This window comes from Brevibacillus brevis NBRC 100599 (assembly GCF_000010165.1).
GTDB classification, from domain to species: domain Bacteria; phylum Bacillota; class Bacilli; order Brevibacillales; family Brevibacillaceae; genus Brevibacillus; species Brevibacillus brevis_D.
Map to the genome: position 1 here is coordinate 488,839 of NC_012491.1, position 19,939 is coordinate 508,777.

The following is a 19,939-nucleotide window of genomic DNA, read 5'->3' on the forward strand; positions in this document are numbered from 1 at the left end:
GGGAGAACATGAGCCATCGTACTGAAGGGATAAATACAGAGCGTAAATCGATGATTGCGCAAAAAATGCTGACAACGAACAAGCGTCAAAAAACAGAGAATATTACCGGCAGAACCATCGCGATGATTTGTGCGGGTTTGCTCGTTATTGTAGTTTTATCGATTACCTATTTTATTGCATCAAAAGGGCTATCGACGTTCTTTGTCGATGGAGTAAGCTTCAAAGAATTTTTAACCCATGTTAAATGGGACCCAGAGGGTGAGCCATCCTCGTATGGTGTGTTGCCCTTTATCCTTGGTTCGTTTTTCGTAACGGCACTGGCTGCTTTGATTGCCGCGCCACTCGGAATCGGCGCCGCTATTTTTATGACAGAGATCTTTCCTGGCTTCGGGAAAAAAGTATTGAAGCCAGTTATCGAGCTGTTGGTTGGTATTCCATCGGTCGTTTACGGTTATGTTGGACTAACTTTGCTTGTTCCTTTTATTCGCGAACAATTTGATGTTCTTGGCTTCAGCTTATTGGCAGGGGGACTAGTTCTTGCCCTGATGATTTTGCCAACCATTACGAGTGTGGCAGCAGATGCAATTGAGGCAGTTCCGCAAGATTTGCGCAATGCTTCGCTCGCACTGGGTGCTACTCGTTGGCAAACGATTTGGAATGTCGTGTTGCATTCCGCACTTCCTGGCTGTTTGACGGCCATTGTTTTGGGAATGTCTCGCGCCTTTGGAGAAGCTTTGGCTGTGCAGATGGTTATCGGTAACACAACGAAGCTGCCAAGCGGTTTGTTCGAACCAATCAGTACGCTCACTAGCGGTATTACATTGAACATGGGGAACACGATTCAAGGAACTCCGTATAACAATGCTCTCTGGTCAATGGCTTTGCTGCTCTTGGCGATGTCTTTCATCTTTATCGTGATTTTGCGCCTGTTGGGCAGAAAGAGGTTGGCAAAATAGATGAAAGCGAGACTGATGGACCGCGCTGCTACTGTTGTTTTGACACTGATTGCCGTACTGATTATCGGTACCTTGGTGGGATTATTGGGCTTCATTCTCTCACAAGGCTGGCATAAGCTGAATCTTGACTTTTTGACCTCTCCGCCGGATATTGTCAATGCGGGTGGCGGGATTGGACCACAGCTTTTCAACTCGTTGTACTTGCTGGTCCTAACTATGCTGATCGCGTTGCCGCTCGGTATCGGAGCAGGCATTTATATGGCTGAATATGCGCCGGATAACAAGATTACACAGTTTATCCGCATGAGTATAGAAGTTTTGTCTTCCCTTCCGTCTATCGTAGTTGGTTTGTTTGGATTGCTCGTGTTCGTAAATATGACAGGCTGGGGCTATACCCTGTTTGGTGGGGCGCTTGCGCTGACGGTATTTAACCTGCCGCTCTTGGTTCGTGTAACAGAGGATGCACTGCGCAATGTACCACGCAGTCAAAAGGAAGCGAGTCTCGCGCTTGGTATTACCAAATGGCGTACCATCGTGTCTGTCATCCTTCCAGCAGCACTCCCAGGTATCCTTACGGGGGCCATTCTGGCTTCTGGCCGTGTATTTGGGGAAGCGGCTGCTTTGCTGTTTACAGCAGGGATGTCTTCACCGAATCTGGATTTCACCGACTTCTCGATGAACAGTACAACATCACCTCTGAATCCGTTCCGTCCTGCCGAGACCCTGGCCGTTCATATTTGGAAGGTAAACAGCGAGGGGCTGACACCGGATGCACGTGATGTCGCAGATGGCGCGGCTGCTGTTCTGATTATTGCCGTCTTGCTCTTTAACCTTTCCGCTCGTTGGTTCGGGAATTGGGTTTACAAAAAGATGACGTCAGGATCAAACTAAGAAGAGGTAGGTGGCAGCCATGTCCGTACTGACCATGCAAGAAACGATCATTCAGACGAATAACGTGAATGTATACTACGGGGAGAAGCACGCCGTAAAAAATATATCCATGGATATTGAAAAAAACTCCGTGACAGCCTTTATCGGCCCATCCGGATGCGGGAAATCGACGCTTCTGCGGAGCTTGAACCGGATGAATGATCTGGTTCCTTCTTGTCGGGTAGAGGGTTCCATTATTGTTGATGGTATCGACATTAACAGCTCGCAAGTAAACATCGAGAGCCTGCGCCAAGTGGTAGGAATGGTGTTTCAACGAGCGAATCCATTTTTTAAATCGATCTATGAAAACATCGCATTTGCACCGCGTTTCCACGGGATGACCAATAAACGTGATTTGGACGAATTGGTTGAGTCGAGCCTGCAAAAAGCAGCGCTTTGGGATGAGGTAAAGGATCGCCTTCGCGACTCAGCGCTCTCCCTTTCTGGTGGACAGCAGCAAAGGCTTTGTATCGCGCGTGCAATTGCGATGCAGCCAACCATTTTGCTGTTGGACGAACCGGCTTCCGCACTCGATCCGATCTCTACCATGAAAATCGAAGAGCTGGTCATGCAGCTAAAAGATGAATATACGATCGTGATCGTTACCCATAACCTCCATCAGGCAGCGCGAATTTCTGAGAAAACCGCCTTCTTCCTGATGGGTGAGCTAATCGAGATGGATGAGACAGGAAAAATCTTTACATCGCCTGAAAGCGAAAAAACCGAAGATTATATTAGCGGACGTTTTGGATAAGTGAGAATAGAAAAGAACACGAAGCCCTCCCAAGCAAATCAGCTTGCAGGAGGGCTTCGTGTTCTATTGGTTTCAGATTTTCCGTAGATATCGTGAATAAAAACCATAGTAGGTAATAAACAGACCCAAGAAGAAGAACGCGATGACAGTGCCGTAGTCTTCGCTGGAAGCTTCATAGCCTACAACAGCTTTTACACCATATTTGATAGCCATATAGATAAGGGCAAAAGCAAGTAAAAATCCATACCTGTACCATTTGCTTTGATGCTTCATGTTCTCGCTTTTGACCTTCATCAAGTATCGAACATAACCGACTATCAAGCCAACAAAAAATATCGCCACAAACAAGTAACGCAGATAGTGGCTTTGATCAAAGACCTTGATAAAGGTTACGAGGGACATTGCTAGCAGTACAAAAAAGGCAATAACATAAAAGTGAATGGAACGCTTATCCAAGGTCCAGACATCCCCTTTCGCAGGATAGGTTTGTAAAGAGTTCACATTCACTTTATGATATCATGAATTTTTCAAAGAAAGGGTTGTTTCTCCCGCTCGAAAAAATTTAATGGTTTGTTCGAGATCTTCTACGATTTCTGTCAGGCGCAGAGAGTCATCGAGAAATTGCTCCGATAAGGATAGACTTTCTTGATTGGCGGCTACAGCTTGCTGTGTGCCTGATACTACTTGTTGTGCAGAGGCAGACAGATTGTCTACCCGCTGTGAAATGGCTAGGCTCTGTGTCGAGATTGTTCCTGTGAGCATTCTGATCGATTCAAATTGGGCAGTCAACGCTTCGCTGAGCTGGATGGTATTGTGGAAGATAGAAGCGGCCTGGTGCAAGGTTTGGATGCCATTTACAGTAGCATGATCGGTTGTTTGCAAGCAGGCGGCTACATGCTCCATTCGTTCTTCCCCTGATTCAATTACCTTTTGAATACGGGCAGATGCCTCTTCTGTCTGGTCGGACAGCAAGCGAATTTCGTCTGCTACGACACTGAAGCCGATCCCAGCTTGTCCAGCCCTGGAAGCTTCGATTCGAGCATTGAAGGACAAAAGCTTGGTTCGCTTGGAGATAGCGGAAATCAGACCGAGCATTTCGTTGATGTCGCCCATGCTTTCTCTCATGGAGGACATAGCATGCATAGATGCCTTCATATCTTCCGAGATACTGTGCATATTTTCTTTTAGTAAATCGATGGAGGTTGCTGCTTTTGCATTTTGCTGACGTGATTCCTGGCTTTGTACAATTGCTTTTTCCATGGAGTCTGTGATCCGAGACATTTCTTGTGTAATGCCGGCCATCGTGGCGTGGATATCATCGATCTGCTCCTGCTGATTGTCCATTTCTTGGGCAAGCCGCTCTGTTACGGATACGACTTCTGACTGCATGGCGTGAGAATGGCTGGAGCCTTTTCCTACATGATCGGCTACTTGTTTGACGTCTGAGATGACATACTGGATTTTACCGATGATCGTCCGGATTTGTTCACTCATTCGATTGAAGCTGTCAGCCAGCTGACGAATTTCATCATTGCTTTGTACGTGCATGGTTTGCAGCAGATCGCCCTCGCTAAAGGCGGACATTTTTTGTTGTGCTTCCTTAATCGGCTTGATGATTCGGCGAACGTACACATACAGCATCAGGGCGAGTGCAGCGAGTCCGACGAGTGAGACGGCCAAAATAGTTAGCTGAAGGCGACGGACCTCTTGCTTTACCTCGGATACCGACTGTGCGACGATCACTCCCCACTTTAGCGAAGGGGCAAATTGATAGGCGGCAAAAGAATCCACCCCATTGATCCTGCTCGGCTCGTACCCAGATTGACCGGCGATGACGTTTTGTACGATGGCAAGCTCAGTAAGTAGGGGGCGCTGCAACGCATAGGATTGATCGGGATGAGCGACCAGCTTGCCTTGTTGATCAACGATCATGGCATATCCAGTTTCCCCTAGTTTGATCTGGCCAATGGATTCGCTCAGCTTCGGAACAGAGACGAATGCCACGACGACACCTACAGGCTCCTCGTCTTCATTGCGCAAAGGGAGTGAGACGGCTATCTTGGGAAACTCCGTCTTGGAAAACTGGAAGACATCTGAGATAAAAACCCCCTGCAGTGGTTGATTCAATGCTCCCTCATACCAGTCCATTTTTCGCGGATCGTAGGAACTGTCGAGGGGTGATCCCGGAAAGGTCAAATACTTTCCGTCTGTGGTGACGATCTGTAATTCGGAAATCGTAGGATTGCTGGTGGACAAATCAGTAAAAATGCCAAAGATCTGACTGTTAGTGATCTTGCTGTTTTTATAAGTGGAGGCAAATGATTGCAAGGCGGTTACGATGTCATAGACCCTGCTATGTACTTTCTGTAGAGCTGCACCTGATGCTTCGTGTAATTGCTGCTTTGTTTTTTCATTGAGTGTGGCCTCGGATTGATAGCTGATGAAGAAAGCGGCAATTGCCATCATGCAGACAACCATTCCCATGATGCCTGCGAACAGCCTGGTGAAAATTGAACGATAATGAAACGACGAGCGACCCCACGGTTTTCTTATGTCTGGCATTAATTGTTCTCCCCTTATCAAAACGTTCAGCTTTATTGTAGGGGGTACCTAGAGGAGCGTATATGCTTTATCGACAAGATTTACCATAAATTAATGTAAGATGACCTATGTAAAAAGTCCTAAGACGAAATCTTTATCGAAACTTAATAAACACCACACGGAAACCTAACAATGGTGCGCTATAGTGGGGAAGTAAAAGGACGTAACAACCACGAAGGAGCGAAGACCGTATGAGTGTTATTTCGGTGAGAGAGTTGAATCTCTTCTACGGTAATAAGCAAGCCCTCTATCATATAAATCTGGATGTAGAGTCTGATTCCATTACAGCCTTAATTGGTCCATCAGGCTGCGGTAAGTCTACATTTTTACGGACGTTAAATCGAATGAACGACTCTGTACCGAACACCAAAATTACGGGAACTGTAAAAGTATTCGACGAGGATATTTATAGCTCTCGTGTAGAAGTTGAGCGACTTCGCAAAAATATTGGCATGGTGTTTCAGCATCCGAATCCATTTCCGAAGAGCATCTATGACAACATCACGTACGGGCCGAGACTCCATGGCATGAACGATCGTAACAAGCTGGACGAGCTGGTAGAGACGAGCCTCAAGGCAGCAGCCCTTTGGGATGAAGTGAAGGATGTACTGAAAAAGCCAGCAACAGGGCTTTCCGGTGGACAGCAGCAACGCCTTTGCATCGCACGGGCACTCGCTGTTCAGCCACAGATCATTTTGATGGATGAGCCAACCTCTGCATTGGACCCGATTTCGACAGCCAAAATCGAAGAGCTGTTGGAAGAGCTGAAGAACCGTTATACGATTGTAATCGTGACGCACAACATGCAGCAGGCGGCACGTATTTCCGATAAGACTGCGTTTTTCTTGAATGGCGAGCTAGTCGAGTTTGACAGTACCCCGACGATCTTCCAAAATCCTCGTGACAAAAGAACAGAGGATTACATTACCGGACGTTTCGGATAATTCAATAAGCATGATGGTAGGAGAGCGGACTTTTGAGGTCCGCTCTTTTTTATTTGAAAAACGTTTATAAATGTAACCCAAATCTCTTTAATTCAATGAAAATACCTTCCAATCGTTTCCCTTTCTCCGTTAACGTATATTCCACGCGGGGAGGGACTTCTGGAAACACTTTCCTTTCCAATATGCCGTGCTCCTCCAATTCCTTCAGTCTGAGCGACAGTGTTTTTGGACTAATCCCATCCATGGATTTCAGCAGGTCGCTGAAACGCAGCGTTCCTTCGATAAGCAGGTCCCGAATGATTAAAAAGGTCCATTTGGTCCCGATTACGTCAAGCGTCTTGGCAATGGGGCAAGGTTGGCCTGGGGTTCCTTTGTTCAGTTCGATTGGCTCAAGAACGTTCATCGGAATATCCTCCAAAAAATTATTAGGGTTTTTGGCTATTATAGCGCAATAGTATCTTTTCGGAAACTATATGAAATAAATATCACTACTTCCATAAATGAAGTTAGTGTCATTACAATAGCAATGTAAACCGATACTTCCCCTCTAAATAAGGAGCTGATTAGAACGACATGATTCCACTTACCAAAAAAATGAGTTCGATAGCTGGTATTGCTGTCATCTTCGGGACGATGCTGTTCACGACAGCATGCGCTACTGATTCGAAAACGTCTGCTTATGATAAACAAACGGCTGTGTTGTCCGCCAAGACAGACGTACAACTATTGAAGGATCTTCCACAACCCGTTTCGATGACGATTGATTCCTCTTTGGATTCAACGAAAGCTACCGAGATGGTACAGGCTGCACAACGTTTCTACGGATTCTGGAACACTGGGAATGAGGAGCTCATTGCACAAACCGTTTCCCCAAGTTTCATAGATAACACGTTGCCGAAAGGAAGACCACAAGGCCCCGATGGCTTGTTATTCGCTTCCCGCAACTTCCGTAAAGCAGTTCCCGACTTGCAATGCAAGGTTGAGGATTTACTGGTAGTGGGGGACAAGGTGACAGCTCGTCTTTCCTTTACGGGTACGAGCAAAGGCGAGTTTATGGGAAAACCTCTGGTCGGGAAGCCCATTCAATTTATGGCAATTGATGTTTTACGCATCCAGGATGGGAAGCTCGTTGAAGACTGGCACCTGGAAGACAATTTAACTTTTATGCAACAAATTGGCGTTTTAGCGGAAAATTGAACGTCCTAACATAAAGGAGATGGAAAAAATGAAAAAAATCCTTATCATCAATGGTCATCAAAAATATGGCTCATCGGAGGGGAAACTAAACCAAACATTGACGGATCATATGGTGCGTCTGCTCGAAAAAGAGAACCATGTACGAACTACCATTATTCAAAACGGATACCAAATCGAAGAAGAGCACGAGAAATTTCTCTGGGCAGATATGGTCATTTATCAAACCCCCATTTACTGGTTCAGTGTCCCTGGCTTAATGAAAACATATATGGATGAAGTATATGCCTACGGCTTGTTTTTCAAGGGGGCTAATCAGTACGGTAGAGGCGGTTTATTAACCGGCAAAAAATATATGTTTTCAACGACTTGGAATGCTCCAGAAAAAGCATTTAACGATCCGACCCAATTTTTTAATGGAGAAAGCCTAGAGGATGCGATTAGCCATTTGCACCGCGTACAGGAATTTTTAGGCATGCAACCTGTAAAGAGCTTTGCTTGCTATGATGTCATCAAAAATCCCCAGATCGACCGTTTTGTATCAGAACTCGAGGCGCATCTCAAACAGGTATTGAGTTTCTAATAAAAACCTCACAATAAAGGGGAGAGATCTTATCATGTTGCACAATCAAAAGATAGTCATCATCGGCGGAAGCTCCGGAATTGGTTTGGAGACAGCCAAACAGGCAGTAGCGCTAGGAGCAGGAGTGATCATTGCCAGCCGCTCCGAAGAGAAATTGCAAAAGGCAAAAGAGAGTCTGGGCTCCAAAGCCTCGGCGTATACGCTTGATATCACCGATGAGCAGCAGGTTCAGGCCTTTTTTGAAAAAGTAGGCACGTTTGATCATCTGGTCGTCAGCGCAGCGGAAACATCGGGTGGTTCATTCCTTCAAACGGATACAGCCCAAGCGCGGAAGCTGTTCGACAACAAATTTTGGGGTCAATACTATGCGGCGAAGTATGGAGCGCCGAAGATTTCCACAAACGGTTCCATCACCTTATTCTCCGGGGTTGTTGCCTACAAAGCGATGATCGGTTCGTCTGCCCTTGGTGCAGTCAATGCGGCGGTTTCGAATCTGGGGCAAACCCTCGCCTTGGAACTGGCACCAATCCGAGTGAATATCGTTTCACCTGGCATTATTGATACGCCATCACGGAGTAAAATGCCTGAAGATGTGCGCGAAAATTTCTATGCAACATTGGCAGACAAACTCCCTGTGAAGAGAGTTGGACAAGCGAAAGACGTCGCACAAAGCGTACTATACCTGCTCCAAAATAGTTTTGTTACCGGAACTGTACTTCATGTAGAAGGTGGCCACATTTTACTTTAACGAGTTCCATTACTTGACGTTTCAGATCATTTCAATTTGTAGTATGGTAGGAGAGCGGACTTTTTGAGGCCCGCTCTTTTTGGTTTTTGGAAAGGAGATACTTGCAGTGGTTTGGATTTCATGTTTCCTTTTTTTGATTACGTTGACATTGGTTATCTGGCAACCGCGGGGGTTGTCGATTGGTTATCCGGCTGTCGGTGGAGCACTGCTAGCATTGGCGATCGGGGTAGTCACGATTGGTGATGTTGCAGAGGTAACCTCCATTGTTTGGAATGCGACGCTCGCGTTAATTGGGATTATCATCATCTCGCTCGTATTGGACGAAGTCGGTTTTTTTGAATGGGCTGCGCTCCATATGGCCCGTTTTGCCAAAGGGAATGGGCGGCTGATGTTCGTTTATGTGATCCTGCTTGGTTCACTCGTATCCGCTTTGTTTACGAATGATGGGGCAGCCCTAATCCTGACGCCGATTGTGTTGGCACAGGTGCGGGCACTAAAGCTGGATGGGAAAACAGTTTTGGCATTTGTCATGGCGAGCGGGTTCATTGCAGATACGAGCTCGTTGCCCTTTGTGATTAGTAATCTGGTGAATATTGTTTCCGCTGACTATTTTGATATCGGCTTTGCTGCGTATGCGGCCAAAATGATCATTCCGACTTTGTTTTCGATTGGTGGAAGTTTGCTGGTTTTGTACCTATATTTTCGCAAAAGCATCCCGGCGCAGATTGACCTTTCCCATCTAAAAAATCCGGAGGAAGCGATTCGCGATCACAGAATGTTTCGCCTGGCGTGGCCGATTCTTGCGGTGTTGTTGATTGGCTTTTTTATTAGCGAGTCCATCCATACGCCCGTTTCTATCATCATTGCGGGGGCAGCCATCATTTTTTGCCTGGCTGCAAGAAAAAGTGAAGCGATCGCCATGCGGCGGATTATGAAAGAAGCACCGTGGGTAGTCGTTGTTTTTTCAATTGGCATGTATGTCGTGGTGTGGGGCCTGCACAACGCGAAATTGACTGACTTGGTCAAGGACGCCTTGGATTGGTTCATGGGGCATGGTTTATTGGCAACGACCTTGGGAACAGGCTTTCTGGCTGCTGCTCTTTCCTCTGTCATGAACAACCTACCGACAGTCATCTTCAACGCGTTGGCAATTGCAGGGACACAAGCAGATGGAGTGTTGCGGGAAGCGATGATCTACGCCAATGTGATCGGGAGCGATTTGGGGCCGAAAATAACCCCGATTGGATCGCTTGCGACCTTGCTCTGGTTGCATGTCTTGGGACGCAAAGACGTGACGATTACGTGGGGACAGTATTTTCGGACGGGGGTTATTTTGACCGTACCGACATTGATGTTCACCTTGCTCGGTTTGTATTTGACATTGGTTTATTTTTCATAGGGAATGAAAAGCCTGCTGGCTAGTAGCAGGCTTTTTTCTATTCATCATGCTGCTTGTAGTGAAATAGGCAGAATAGGACCTGACAAGGACGGAAAAAATAGGCGCAATGTACGTAAAAAGGAGGATGTTTCCATGTGGCATGGCTGGCCGATCGAACGCGTACTGATACTTTTTACTGGATTGGCGTTTGCCCTGATTGCGGTTCAGGTCACACTTTTTCACTCTCGACAAAACTTCCGACATTGGGCAATGTGGATTCCCGTGCTTGAGCTCCCTGTATTTGCGGTTACTGCTATTGTTTTATCGTTTGTGAATGCGGGTTGGCTACGCTGGGTGTTTGCTTTGATGATGGTCGTTGGCATGGTTGGGGGTTTGTATGGGGCCTATTTACATACGGTTGGCGTCGGGCAGCGTGTGGGGGGGTATTCACAGGGTCAAAATTTTCTCGTCGGTCCTCCTGTGATTCTTCCTTTACTGATCACGGCAATGTCAGCATTAGGGCTTCTTGCGCTGTTTTGGTAAAAATCGTTTTCGAAGGGGTGAGAGGACATGGAAAAGCCTGGACGTTACCCATCCTATGATGTTTGGGACCAGCATACAGAGTGGGATGCTCACACCAGGAAAGTGGTAGGCGCCAGACGAATGCCCGCGATTGCCAATCAATTTTTTACGAAGCACGAATCCTTGCTTTTGCAGACAGTCGTAGGCGTATTGGTCAATGATCACCGTTTGGAGGTGCTGACCTTTGTGGTGGAGCATCTGGATAATACGACGGCTAGTAATATCGGCGAATCACAGCGAAAGGTCGGAATTCCACCCAAAAAAGAGTTCTATCGCTCGGGCTTGAAAGGGATTGATGCGGAGAGTCATGCCGCTTATGGAACTGATTTTGTTGCGTTGAAGCTAGACCAGCAGGAAGCTGTTCTTCAGCACGTTGCGAATGGAGGCATCCAAAACCAGGAGGCGTGGAAAGACTTTGCTCCCGCAGATTTTTTCAAGCGGTTGCTGCATGACACAGTCAGTGCGTACTATTCGCATCCGTTAGTTTGGTCGGATATCGGCTATGGCGGACCCGCTTATCCGCGCGGTTATGTACGGGTGGAAAAAGGATTGACAGACCCATGGGAGGCGAAAACAAATGACGAGTCATGACCATCATACGATTACTCATCGCCCTACTCCTGTGGATCAAAGAAAATACGCCGATGACGCAGATGTATGTATCGTAGGTGCCGGAGCGGCAGGAGGCGTGCTGGCTTATGAGTTGGCAAAGGCCGGGTTGCGCGTAGTCGTACTGGAAGCGGGGCCGTTTTGGGACCCGCAACACGATTTCGCCAGTGATGAGCTGTCGATGCGGAGATTGGCCTGGCAGGAAACGAGGCTGGTAGCAGGCAAAGACCCGCTGCGTTTGGGACATAACAACTCAGGACGGGGAATTGGGGGAGGCACCGTGCATTTTACGGGGGTGTTCCTGCGTTTCCACGAGAGTGATTTTAAGACGAAGACGGTAGACGGCGTAGGGGAAGACTGGCCGATTACGTATCAGGACCTTGCCCCGTACTACGACAAGATCGAACGGGAGATTGCGGTCTCAGGTCCTAATCATTTTCCGTGGGGTTCCTTTCAAGGACCATATCCGTACCCGGTTCGGGAGCCCATCAGCGCCAATGCGCAACTGTTCCGGGAAGGGTGCGAGAAGCTGGGAATCGAGAGTGTGGTCGCCCCTCTGGCGATTTTATCGGGTCCTTTTGATGGGCGTCCCCCCTGTATCAATCGTGGCTTTTGCAATCAAGGGTGCATGCCGAATGCCAAGTACAGCGGGTTGATTCATCATATTCCCAAAGCGATAGCGGAGGGGGCAGAGGTACTGGCCGACTGCATGGTGACGGAAATTTTGATGGCTGGTGACCGGGTCGGCGGTGTGTTGTTTAACCATAATGGTTTGACGTACAGGCAAATGGCTCGTGTGGTCATTTTGGCCGGGTTTGTGGTGGAGACTCCCCGATTGCTGCTCAGTTCGGCGAATGCTCAGTTTCCGCAAGGGCTGGCGAATTCGAGTGGATGGGTAGGAAAAGCAATTATGCCCCACTCCAGTCATGATGTATACGGACGTCTACCGGAGGAAGTGCGATTGTATAAAGGAACCCCTGTGCTTGCCTTGACGCAGCATTTTTATGAGACGGACCGGGAACGAGGATTTGCCCGCGGATATACATTGAGTGCACACGGGTCACGTCCGGTCGGGATGGCGGCTGCCATTGCTGCCGAGAGGGAAGATGGCTCGTATTTATGGGGAAAACAGCTTCGAGAGACCATGCTGGATTACAATATGTATGCGCGGATCACCTTGGTAGGGGAAGTACTGCCTCACCCTGATAACAGAGTGACGCTCTCAGGGGAAAAGGATGAATACGGAATGCCGATCCCTACGGTAACGTTCAGTTATCAGGAGAACGACAAGCAGCTTTACAAGCATGCCATTGGGCAAATGAACCGGATTATTGAAGCGATGGGGGGGCATCCGGAGCATGTGGTGTCTGATACCGCTCATCTCATGGGGGGATGCCGAATGGGGAATGACAGGGAAACCTCTGTTGTGAATGAATACGGGCAGTCACATGACATACCCAATCTTTTCATAGCAGGTGCTTCTACGTTTGTTACCTCAAGTGGTAGTAATCCGACAAATACAGTCATGGCGCTGGCTGCTCGCACTGCAGACAAGATCATTGAGGCGATGAAAAAGCAAGATGTATAGGCGGGGTTCACATAACTTTTGCGTTCTATCTTCCCCATCATATAAGCCATATAGTATACTGATAAACAGATATGTAAGGCAAAGGTGGGTATCCTTATGGAAATGGATTTGATGCAGGTTCTGTTTTTGTCAGAGACTTATAAGCTACTTGGTGACAAGACGCGCTTGACGATCATGGCTCTCCTGCAAGTACAGTCCTTATGTGTCCGTGATCTCGTGGAAATTTTGCAAACTTCCCAGCCTTCTGTTTCCCAGCACCTGGCTAAGTTAAAAACGCATGGTTTGGTCAAAGAGCGCAGGAAAGGACCATGGGTTTATTACTCCGTTAATACGGAATGCAGTCCTGAAGTGAAGCAAATTTTGTCTAACTTGCCGGACATGTCGCCAGTCGTCAAACAAAAATCAGCTGCAAGTGAACCTTCATTTGGCTGATCAGTCGTAAAAAGCGTTGGATCAATTGAGATCCAACGCTTTTTTTAGTTCTTCCTTGTCAAATCCATGGATGACAATTTGCTCGCCGTTTTCCTTTTCAATGTAGGTTACAGGTGTCATGCTGGCGCCTAATTGAATGGCTTCCTGGAAAAAAGCCTCGTTTTGACGGATGTCTCTGTCTTCGAAAGCAATGTTGTTTGAAGTCAGCCACATTTTTTCTTCCTGACAAGGACCGCAAGTGACTTGGGTATAGATAATAACCTTGTGAGCCATACAGAATTGCTCCTTTCAAAAGCAGAGTAGAAGCCTTGCCTTTCCAATATGAATGATCCGTTGAGACAAAGCAAGTAAACAACAGCATGATTTGGAAAAATGAGGATGGATACGCATGTAGGGGGCTGTACAAATTATATTCAGTGACGTCGAGGAGGTGAATGTTAACGATGCCTAAACAAAACAACCAAGCAGGTATGGGCCAAGCGAACCAAGCTAGCCAAGCAGCTAACACTGCGACTGAATTCGCAAGTGAAACAAACGTATCAGAGGTTCGTCGTCAGAACCAACAATCCGCACAACGCTCTGCTTCCAAAGGTGCTGCGACTGAATTCGCAAGTGAGACAAATGTTTCGGAAGTTCGCCGTCAGAACCAACAATCGGCTGCACAACAATCTTCTGGCCAAGTTACTGAGTAGGAGCCAGCGGACAAAAGCCCTCGCAATTTGCGGGGGTTTTATTTTTTCCATAAAGTCTATGCATGGAATGTGGTCGTTATCCTCGCACTTGCAAAAGCGTAGAAGTGGATGATACTGTGATTCGTAATCAGCCCACTAGGAGGCAAGTGCTCATGATCATTGGAACAGGCGTAGACATTGTGGAAATAGAGCGCATCGCTACTTTGATAAAAAGACAAGAGCGTGCAATCAAACACTTTTTGACCACAGATGAACAACAGCTCCTGCATGGAAAATCAGAGACGAGACAGGCGGAAATGGTTGCAGGCAGATTTGCTGCCAAGGAAGCGGGAGCAAAGGCACTTGGCACAGGCATTGGTGCTGTACTCAGCTTTTTAGATATGGAAATCCTACCGAATCATTTGGGCAAGCCGGTCATGACCATAAAGAACGAGGTGTACAGCAAACTTGATCTCGACCCCACTCGCGTTCATATTCATGTGAGCATTTCGCATAGCCAGTCGCATGCGATTGCGCAAGTCATTGTAGAAGAACGATAGATGTTTGAAAAAACCGATAAACTTGTCTGCATATTGGGACGAGGATGGACATACATTTATATCGCGTAGATCAGGAGGGACTACCTGCTCTTACACAGGAAGGCTAAGTCTGTAGCCGATCCAAGCGATATGTCGCCAACTTCGTAACCATTTGCAACCATTGACACGATGTGCGCTGCATGGGCGAGAGACTGACAGATTTCCCAGGAAATAGACAGGGATGCCCTTCTTTGTCGAAAATATTGACAAGGAGGAGTTCATTGAATGAAACGGGTAGCTTTACCACTGGTGTTATTGTTGGTTTTCACCCTGTTCCTCGGCGGTTGTTTCGGTCAGAAAACACCAGAAGATGTGGTGAGCGACCTGAACGGTGCGTTGGGAAAAATGACTGGGTACAAGTCTCAGGCAGTTTTGACCATGCAGACAGGCTCTACCCCCATGGAGTACGATGTTCAGGTCTGGTATGAAAAGCCAACCAACTATCGGGTAGCTCTCACCTCGAAGCAGCGTGGCATTACACAAATCATCTTGCGAAACAATGAAGGAGTCTTTGTACTGACCCCGCATCTGAACAAGAGCTTCCGCTTCCAAAGTGGCTGGCCTGAGAACAACGGACCGTTATATCTATACGAAACGCTGGCCAAGAGCATTATCGATGACACTGAGCGCCAAATGAAGATGGAAGAAAAACAGTATGTATTCGAAGTGAAAGCGAACTACAGCGGCAATCGTTCTTTGACCAAGCAAAAAATTTGGCTGACAGAAGATTTCAAACCAACGCACGCCGAAATTATGGATGCTAGCATGAATCCGCTCGTACGTATTGATTTCACTGATTTTTCGTTCAACCCTATGTTTGACAAAGACGCCTTTGACAAAGAGCGCAATATGACAACAAGCTCGTTGACAACGATCCCAACAATGGCGCAAACAAATGGACAGGTCGTAAAACAACCGAACAGCCAATTCGGTGTTATCGTCCCTACGTATATGCCAGAAGGGGTTAAGCAAGGAGATATCGAGCCAGTCACCCGTGATGGAGAGAGAAAGGTTATCTTAACCTACAAAGGGACTTACAACTACAAGGTAATCGAAGGTCGCCCGACAGCAGCATCTGTATCGTATGAGCAAGGTATGCCTGTGAACCTCGGCTTTACGGTTGGTGTGCTTGCGCAGACAGGTGAAAATCAGCGACTTCTGACGTGGGAGCTCGACGGCATCGAATATACAATCGCGGGGGATCTTCCTGAGGAAGAAATGGTGAATGTCGCACAGTCGACATATGGCCTCAGCGCGAAATAAAAGCGTGGGAGAGGGGACGGTGAATGCCGTCCTCTTTTGTTTTCGCATTAGAAAGTGGCTGTAGCGGAGGGGAAGAAGCGCATTTCCAGTCTACGCTTCGGCCTACGCCCCGCAAGGGGTTAGACTGTCCGCTCCAGAGGCGCTTGGACTGGAAATGCACTTCTTCCCAAGCAACTTTGTTCTACTATTTTAGAAACTCCCCCCTGTTGATACATAAAGGAGAATCTTCCTAAGTTTTAAAGAAGCGATGAACCAAAAAAGCTGGCGAAAAGAAAAAGCACAGGGCTCGCAGACCTTGAACTACTACCCATTAGATGGACACTTTGAAAAAAGTGACCGTCTAACGGGTTTTTATGTTTTAATCATCATTAACGAGAAATGAGTGGGGATATGTTAGATGAGTAAAAATAGAATAAGTTTTACGGAACATGAGATACATATGTTAGAAAAAAATCAAAATGTACTTCGAGTAACAGGGAAAAACATCACGTATTCTTCTATGTTCAAATTTACCGCTGTACAGGCATATCGAGAGGGACAAACGCCGATTGAGATATTTCTTCAGGCAGGTTTCCCCTTAGAAATAATTGGTCGTCATACACCAAAAAAATGCTTACATCGATGGAGAAAAGTATATACGACTTTTGGGGAAGCTGGATTAATTGAGGAGCGCAGAGGCAAGGGGAGCACCGGTAGAAAGTCAGAGGGAGAATTATCAGCAGAAGAAAAACTGAGACGTGCTGAAGCACGAATTAGGCTTCTGGAGGCAGAGAACGAACTTTTAAAAAAGCTAGAAGCGCTCGAAAGACAAACCAATAAGACGTTATCGTCTCCCGAGCGCTTTCAGCTTATTAGCCTAGTTCTTCGTAAACATGGCTTGAAGCGTGTAACCCGTTATCTATGCCAGATTGCTGAAGTGAGCTCAAGTGGCTATTATCGCTGGTGTAGTGCTGAGGAACAGCGACAAATTCGAGAAGAAGCCGACGAACGAGACTTCCTGCTCATCAAGGAGCATTTCGAAACTCGAAAAGGGAGAGCAGGAGTGCTGGTCATTAAAATGAGATTGGAGCGGATGAACGGTGCCGTGATGAATCATAAAAAGATTCGTCGTCTTATGCAAAAGTTTAAGTTAGTCACTCTTATTCGGAAAGCGAATCCGTATCGAAAAATGGCCAAGGCTACTCAGGAACACCGCACATGCCCAAACCTACTTAAACGTCAGTTTGATCAAGGTATACCCGAGAAGGTTCTACTTACTGACATTACTTATTTGCGCTATGGTACTGGTCAATGGGCATATTTGTCTTGCGTAAAAGATGGGGCGACCAAACAGATTTTGGCACACTATCTGTCTTCGACATTGGAGTTATCACTAGTGAAACGGACACTAGACTTATTAATCAAACGATTGGACGGTAACGTCCATCCGGATGCTATTTTTCATTCGGATCAAGGAATGCACTACACTCATCTTACAACGAGGCGCCTTATTGCTGAGGCTGGTTTTAAGCAGTCGATGTCTCGCAAAGGTAACTGCTGGGACAATGCTTCAATGGAATCGTTCTTCGGTCATATGAAAGACGAACTCGAATATAAGGACTGTGTTTCACTTCAAGAGTTGCGTCAACGCGTCAACGAATATGTAACCTATTACAATTCAGAGCGTTATCAGTGGACATTAAAAAAGATGACTCCTGATGAAACCAGGAATCATCTCATTGCTGCTTAATTTGCAACAGGCTCTTTTTAAATACTGTCTATTACTAGGGGAGTAGTTCACCTTGACATCGCCTACCCAGTCGGAACTCCAAAAAGGGGACCACGCTTGTCGAACACTTCTTCCCTGAGAAACTTCCGCCCGTAGGGTGGCTTTGGATCGACGGTCCCCTTTTTGGAGTGGAGACGGCCAGTCAATCCCCCAGAGCGTGTCAGAGTCGAAGAGAACTGTGCTTTTTCTTTTCCTCCACTATGTTGACATAGTTTTCTACGATTTTCCCTCAAGTTTTCCTTTTTTCTCAAACGGGAATCTAAAAATACCCATGTACACTTGGTCTTGTAACAAAGAACAAGCACACTACACGAGCATAGACGAAAGGGTTGAGTGTATATGTTTAGCAAAACAAAAATGGGAATGCTGATGGGAACGATGGCAGTAGTTTTGAGTCTGGGTAGCATAGGCGGAGCAATGGCAGCCGATTCAGCAAAACCAACTTCATTGAATAAACCCGTAGAAGTAAAATTCAAAACCGGCAAGATGGGCCACCACGGTGGGGTGGGCTTCAAAGAAAATAAAGAGCTGCTCTCGCTGTTAAAGCTGGATGCTGACAAGCTGAAAGAAGAGCTTGCGGCAGGGAAAACACTCGCAGCGATTGCACAAGCCCAAGGAGTTGACACTGCAGATGTCGTGGCACTTCTGGTTGACCAGCAAGAGGCCAAACTGAAAGGAGCAGTAACAGCAGGCAAGCTGACGCAGGAGCAGGCAGATAAGCTGTCTGAAAATCTGAGCGACCGCGTAAAAGAACAGGTAGAAAACTCGAAACCGGATAAAGGCTTCGGCAGAGGAGGCTTCATCGGTGGCTTCGAGAAAAACGAAGAACTGCTGTCTCTCTTGAAGCTGGATGCCGATAAACTCCAAGAAGAACTGAAAGCCGACAAATCGCTGGCTACAATCGCAGAGGCTCAAGGCGTATCTGTGGATGATCTGGTGGCTCTGTTGGTAAAACAACAAGAAACCAAGCTGAAAGAGGCAGTAGCGGCAGGCAAGCTCACTCAGGAGCAAGCCGACAAGATGAATGAAAAAGCGAACGAACGAGTAAAAGAAATGGTGCAAAATACGCATCACGGACGTGGACCGGGTAGAGAAATGGGCTTCGAGAAAAACCAAGAACTGTTGTCTCTCTTGAAGCTGGACGCCGATAAGCTCCAAGAAGAGCTGAAAGCGGAGAAATCGCTGGCTACAATCGCAGAGACCCAAGGCGTATCTGTGGATGATCTGGTGGCTTTGTTGGTAAAACAACAGGAAACCAAGCTGAAAGAGGCAGTAGCGGCAGGCAAGCTCACTCAGGAGCAAGCCGACAAGATGAATGAAAAAGCGAGCGAACGAGTAAAAGAAATGGTGCAAAATACGCATCATGGACGTGGACCAGGTAAAGGAATGGGTATCGAGAAAAATGAAGAACTGCTGTCCCTCCTCAAGCTGGATGCAGACAAGCTGAAGGAAGAGCAAAAAGCAGGAAAATCGTTGGCGACTATCGCCAAGGAGCAAGGTGTAGAAGTGGATGATGTTATCAAGCTCTTGGTAGGTCAACACGAAACCAAGCTAAAAGAAGCAGTTAAGGCAGGCAAGCTCACACAGGAGCAAGCTGACAAGCGCAGCGAGGAATTGACTGCGATGGTGCAAAAGATGGTGGATGGCAGCTTTGAAAAAGTCGTTTTCCCAAAACATGAAAAAGAGAAAAAAGACCAGAAGGAAACCATGTAGAAAAGTCAGGCAGGTGGGAGTTACTCCCATCTGCTTTTCTATTTTCTCGGGATTGGTCGATGTGCGTCGATTTGTACATAAAAACCAACGTGCGAATGAGGTGAAAGGACAATCCGCGAATTGACACACAGCGGGAAAACACGATACATTCAGAGTAACTTATTGAATGAGGTGGCATGCTTTACATGAAGAAACCGTCTAACGAAGTTTTGTACCAGGAAGCATCGACCTACAAAGACATGCTCCTGCGAAAAAGCTGGAAAATGCGCATTAACGAGACTGTCATGTTTGTGCTGGGGATGATGATTCTCGCTCAATTTTTCCCGACCAATGACACGAGATTCAAGGTCCTTGTTTTCGCCATTGCCATTGCTGTTGTTGGATTGTCTCCGTTTATGTACAAATCGGTATTACGTCCGGTGTACAAGCTGACCAAGACCCACCTGATTATCTCCTTGTCAGGACAGGAAAAGAGCTACCCGCTATCTGAAGTCGAGCAAATTTATGAAGGCCGTCATTTTTATCTCGTTGGCGGCAAAAAGGAATCCCTGATGGTTTCTAGGCAATTTCTCAGTCATTTGAATGAACGCTTGTTTTACTATAAAAAAGGGAACAAGAGGAGATAG

General features: G+C 46.8%; 22 protein-coding genes. 18 read left to right on the plus strand and 4 right to left on the minus strand.

The annotated features are described in order from the left end of the window. The first annotated feature begins 8 nt into the window (after positions 1 to 8). Genes pstC through pstB (BBR47_RS02680) form a run of 3 tightly spaced genes read left to right on the plus strand, consistent with a single transcriptional unit; the run spans position 9 to position 2,640 of the window. On the plus strand, positions 9 to 956 hold the full coding sequence (gene pstC, locus BBR47_RS02670; RefSeq protein WP_012684222.1) for a phosphate ABC transporter permease subunit PstC: 948 nt from the start codon (positions 9 to 11) through the stop codon (positions 954 to 956). Beyond that, positions 957 to 1,847, plus strand: a complete 891-nt coding sequence (gene pstA / locus BBR47_RS02675; protein WP_012684223.1) for a phosphate ABC transporter permease PstA — start codon at positions 957 to 959, stop codon at positions 1,845 to 1,847. Between the two features lie 19 nt (positions 1,848 to 1,866). Further along, positions 1,867 to 2,640 (plus strand): phosphate ABC transporter ATP-binding protein PstB, encoded by a 774-nt coding sequence (pstB, locus tag BBR47_RS02680; protein WP_012684224.1) that lies wholly within the window; start codon positions 1,867 to 1,869, stop codon positions 2,638 to 2,640. Between the two features lie 72 nt (positions 2,641 to 2,712). On the opposite strand, the gene BBR47_RS02685 is transcribed toward pstB (BBR47_RS02680), so the two are convergent. Together BBR47_RS02685 and BBR47_RS02690 are read right to left on the minus strand one after the other, a co-directional pair. Further along, positions 2,713 to 3,096, minus strand: a complete 384-nt coding sequence (locus tag BBR47_RS02685; RefSeq protein WP_050763814.1) for a hypothetical protein — start codon at positions 3,094 to 3,096, stop codon at positions 2,713 to 2,715. Positions 3,097 to 3,156: 60 nt separating this feature from the next. Then, positions 3,157 to 5,202: a methyl-accepting chemotaxis protein gene (locus BBR47_RS02690; protein WP_012684226.1), complete on the minus strand. Its 2,046-nt coding sequence runs from the start codon at positions 5,200 to 5,202 to the stop codon at positions 3,157 to 3,159. Positions 5,203 to 5,432: 230 nt separating this feature from the next. On the opposite strand from BBR47_RS02690, the gene pstB (BBR47_RS02695) reads away from it, so the two are divergent. Then, entirely contained in the window at positions 5,433 to 6,185 is a 753-nt protein-coding gene (gene pstB, locus BBR47_RS02695; RefSeq protein WP_012684227.1) for a phosphate ABC transporter ATP-binding protein PstB, read from the plus strand. A 64-nt stretch (positions 6,186 to 6,249) separates the two neighbouring features. On the opposite strand, the gene BBR47_RS02700 is transcribed toward pstB (BBR47_RS02695), so the two are convergent. Next, the gene (locus BBR47_RS02700; RefSeq protein WP_007721121.1) at positions 6,250 to 6,588 is read right to left on the minus strand and encodes a winged helix-turn-helix transcriptional regulator; all 339 of its coding nucleotides are present in this window, start codon (positions 6,586 to 6,588) and stop codon (positions 6,250 to 6,252) included. A 170-nt stretch (positions 6,589 to 6,758) separates the two neighbouring features. Between BBR47_RS02700 and BBR47_RS02705 the strand changes: the two genes are divergently transcribed. The 8 genes from BBR47_RS02705 to BBR47_RS02740 all read left to right on the plus strand — a co-directional run bounded on the left by BBR47_RS02705 (position 6,759) and on the right by BBR47_RS02740 (position 13,299). Continuing rightward, positions 6,759 to 7,382, plus strand: a complete 624-nt coding sequence (locus BBR47_RS02705; protein ID WP_012684228.1) for an ester cyclase — start codon at positions 6,759 to 6,761, stop codon at positions 7,380 to 7,382. A 28-nt stretch (positions 7,383 to 7,410) separates the two neighbouring features. Continuing rightward, positions 7,411 to 7,962 carry an NAD(P)H-dependent oxidoreductase gene (locus tag BBR47_RS02710; RefSeq protein ID WP_012684229.1) on the plus strand — a complete coding sequence of 184 codons (552 nt, stop codon included), beginning with the start codon at positions 7,411 to 7,413 and terminating at the stop codon, positions 7,960 to 7,962. A gap of 34 nt (positions 7,963 to 7,996) precedes the next feature. After that, the gene (locus BBR47_RS02715) at positions 7,997 to 8,710 is read left to right on the plus strand and encodes an SDR family oxidoreductase (protein WP_012684230.1); all 714 of its coding nucleotides are present in this window, start codon (positions 7,997 to 7,999) and stop codon (positions 8,708 to 8,710) included. A 106-nt stretch (positions 8,711 to 8,816) separates the two neighbouring features. Next, positions 8,817 to 10,109 carry an arsenic transporter gene (locus BBR47_RS02720; RefSeq protein ID WP_012684231.1) on the plus strand — a complete coding sequence of 431 codons (1,293 nt, stop codon included), beginning with the start codon at positions 8,817 to 8,819 and terminating at the stop codon, positions 10,107 to 10,109. A gap of 132 nt (positions 10,110 to 10,241) precedes the next feature. After that, the gene (locus tag BBR47_RS02725; RefSeq protein ID WP_012684232.1) at positions 10,242 to 10,631 is read left to right on the plus strand and encodes a hypothetical protein; all 390 of its coding nucleotides are present in this window, start codon (positions 10,242 to 10,244) and stop codon (positions 10,629 to 10,631) included. Between the two features lie 27 nt (positions 10,632 to 10,658). After that, positions 10,659 to 11,261, plus strand: a complete 603-nt coding sequence (locus BBR47_RS02730; protein WP_012684233.1) for a gluconate 2-dehydrogenase subunit 3 family protein — start codon at positions 10,659 to 10,661, stop codon at positions 11,259 to 11,261. Beyond that, a complete protein-coding gene (locus BBR47_RS02735) occupies positions 11,248 to 12,867 on the plus strand; it encodes a GMC family oxidoreductase (protein WP_012684234.1) in 1,620 nt (539 codons plus the stop codon). Before BBR47_RS02730 ends, BBR47_RS02735 begins: the two co-directional genes overlap by 14 nt. A 96-nt stretch (positions 12,868 to 12,963) precedes the next feature. Then, positions 12,964 to 13,299, plus strand: coding sequence for an ArsR/SmtB family transcription factor (locus tag BBR47_RS02740; protein ID WP_012684235.1), 336 nt, complete (start codon positions 12,964 to 12,966; stop codon positions 13,297 to 13,299). Between the two features lie 21 nt (positions 13,300 to 13,320). Here the strand turns inward: BBR47_RS02740 and BBR47_RS02745 are convergent, their stop codons facing one another. Continuing rightward, positions 13,321 to 13,572 carry a glutaredoxin family protein gene (locus tag BBR47_RS02745; protein WP_012684236.1) on the minus strand — a complete coding sequence of 84 codons (252 nt, stop codon included), beginning with the start codon at positions 13,570 to 13,572 and terminating at the stop codon, positions 13,321 to 13,323. Positions 13,573 to 13,742: 170 nt separating this feature from the next. On the opposite strand from BBR47_RS02745, the gene BBR47_RS02750 reads away from it, so the two are divergent. From BBR47_RS02750 to BBR47_RS02775, 6 genes are all read left to right on the plus strand, one after another. After that, positions 13,743 to 13,991, plus strand: coding sequence for a gamma-type small acid-soluble spore protein (locus tag BBR47_RS02750; protein WP_012684237.1), 249 nt, complete (start codon positions 13,743 to 13,745; stop codon positions 13,989 to 13,991). Between the two features lie 152 nt (positions 13,992 to 14,143). After that, positions 14,144 to 14,530: a holo-ACP synthase gene (acpS, locus tag BBR47_RS02755; protein WP_012684238.1), complete on the plus strand. Its 387-nt coding sequence runs from the start codon at positions 14,144 to 14,146 to the stop codon at positions 14,528 to 14,530. A 264-nt stretch (positions 14,531 to 14,794) separates the two neighbouring features. Further along, on the plus strand, positions 14,795 to 15,832 hold the full coding sequence (locus BBR47_RS02760; protein WP_012684239.1) for an outer membrane lipoprotein-sorting protein: 1,038 nt from the start codon (positions 14,795 to 14,797) through the stop codon (positions 15,830 to 15,832). A 397-nt stretch (positions 15,833 to 16,229) separates the two neighbouring features. Then, a complete protein-coding gene (locus BBR47_RS02765) occupies positions 16,230 to 17,561 on the plus strand; it encodes an IS3 family transposase (RefSeq protein WP_012684240.1) in 1,332 nt (443 codons plus the stop codon). 378 nt (positions 17,562 to 17,939) lie between these two features. Beyond that, a complete protein-coding gene (locus tag BBR47_RS02770) occupies positions 17,940 to 19,313 on the plus strand; it encodes a hypothetical protein (RefSeq protein ID WP_012684241.1) in 1,374 nt (457 codons plus the stop codon). Between the two features lie 185 nt (positions 19,314 to 19,498). Then, positions 19,499 to 19,939, plus strand: coding sequence for a hypothetical protein (locus BBR47_RS02775; protein WP_012684242.1), 441 nt, complete (start codon positions 19,499 to 19,501; stop codon positions 19,937 to 19,939).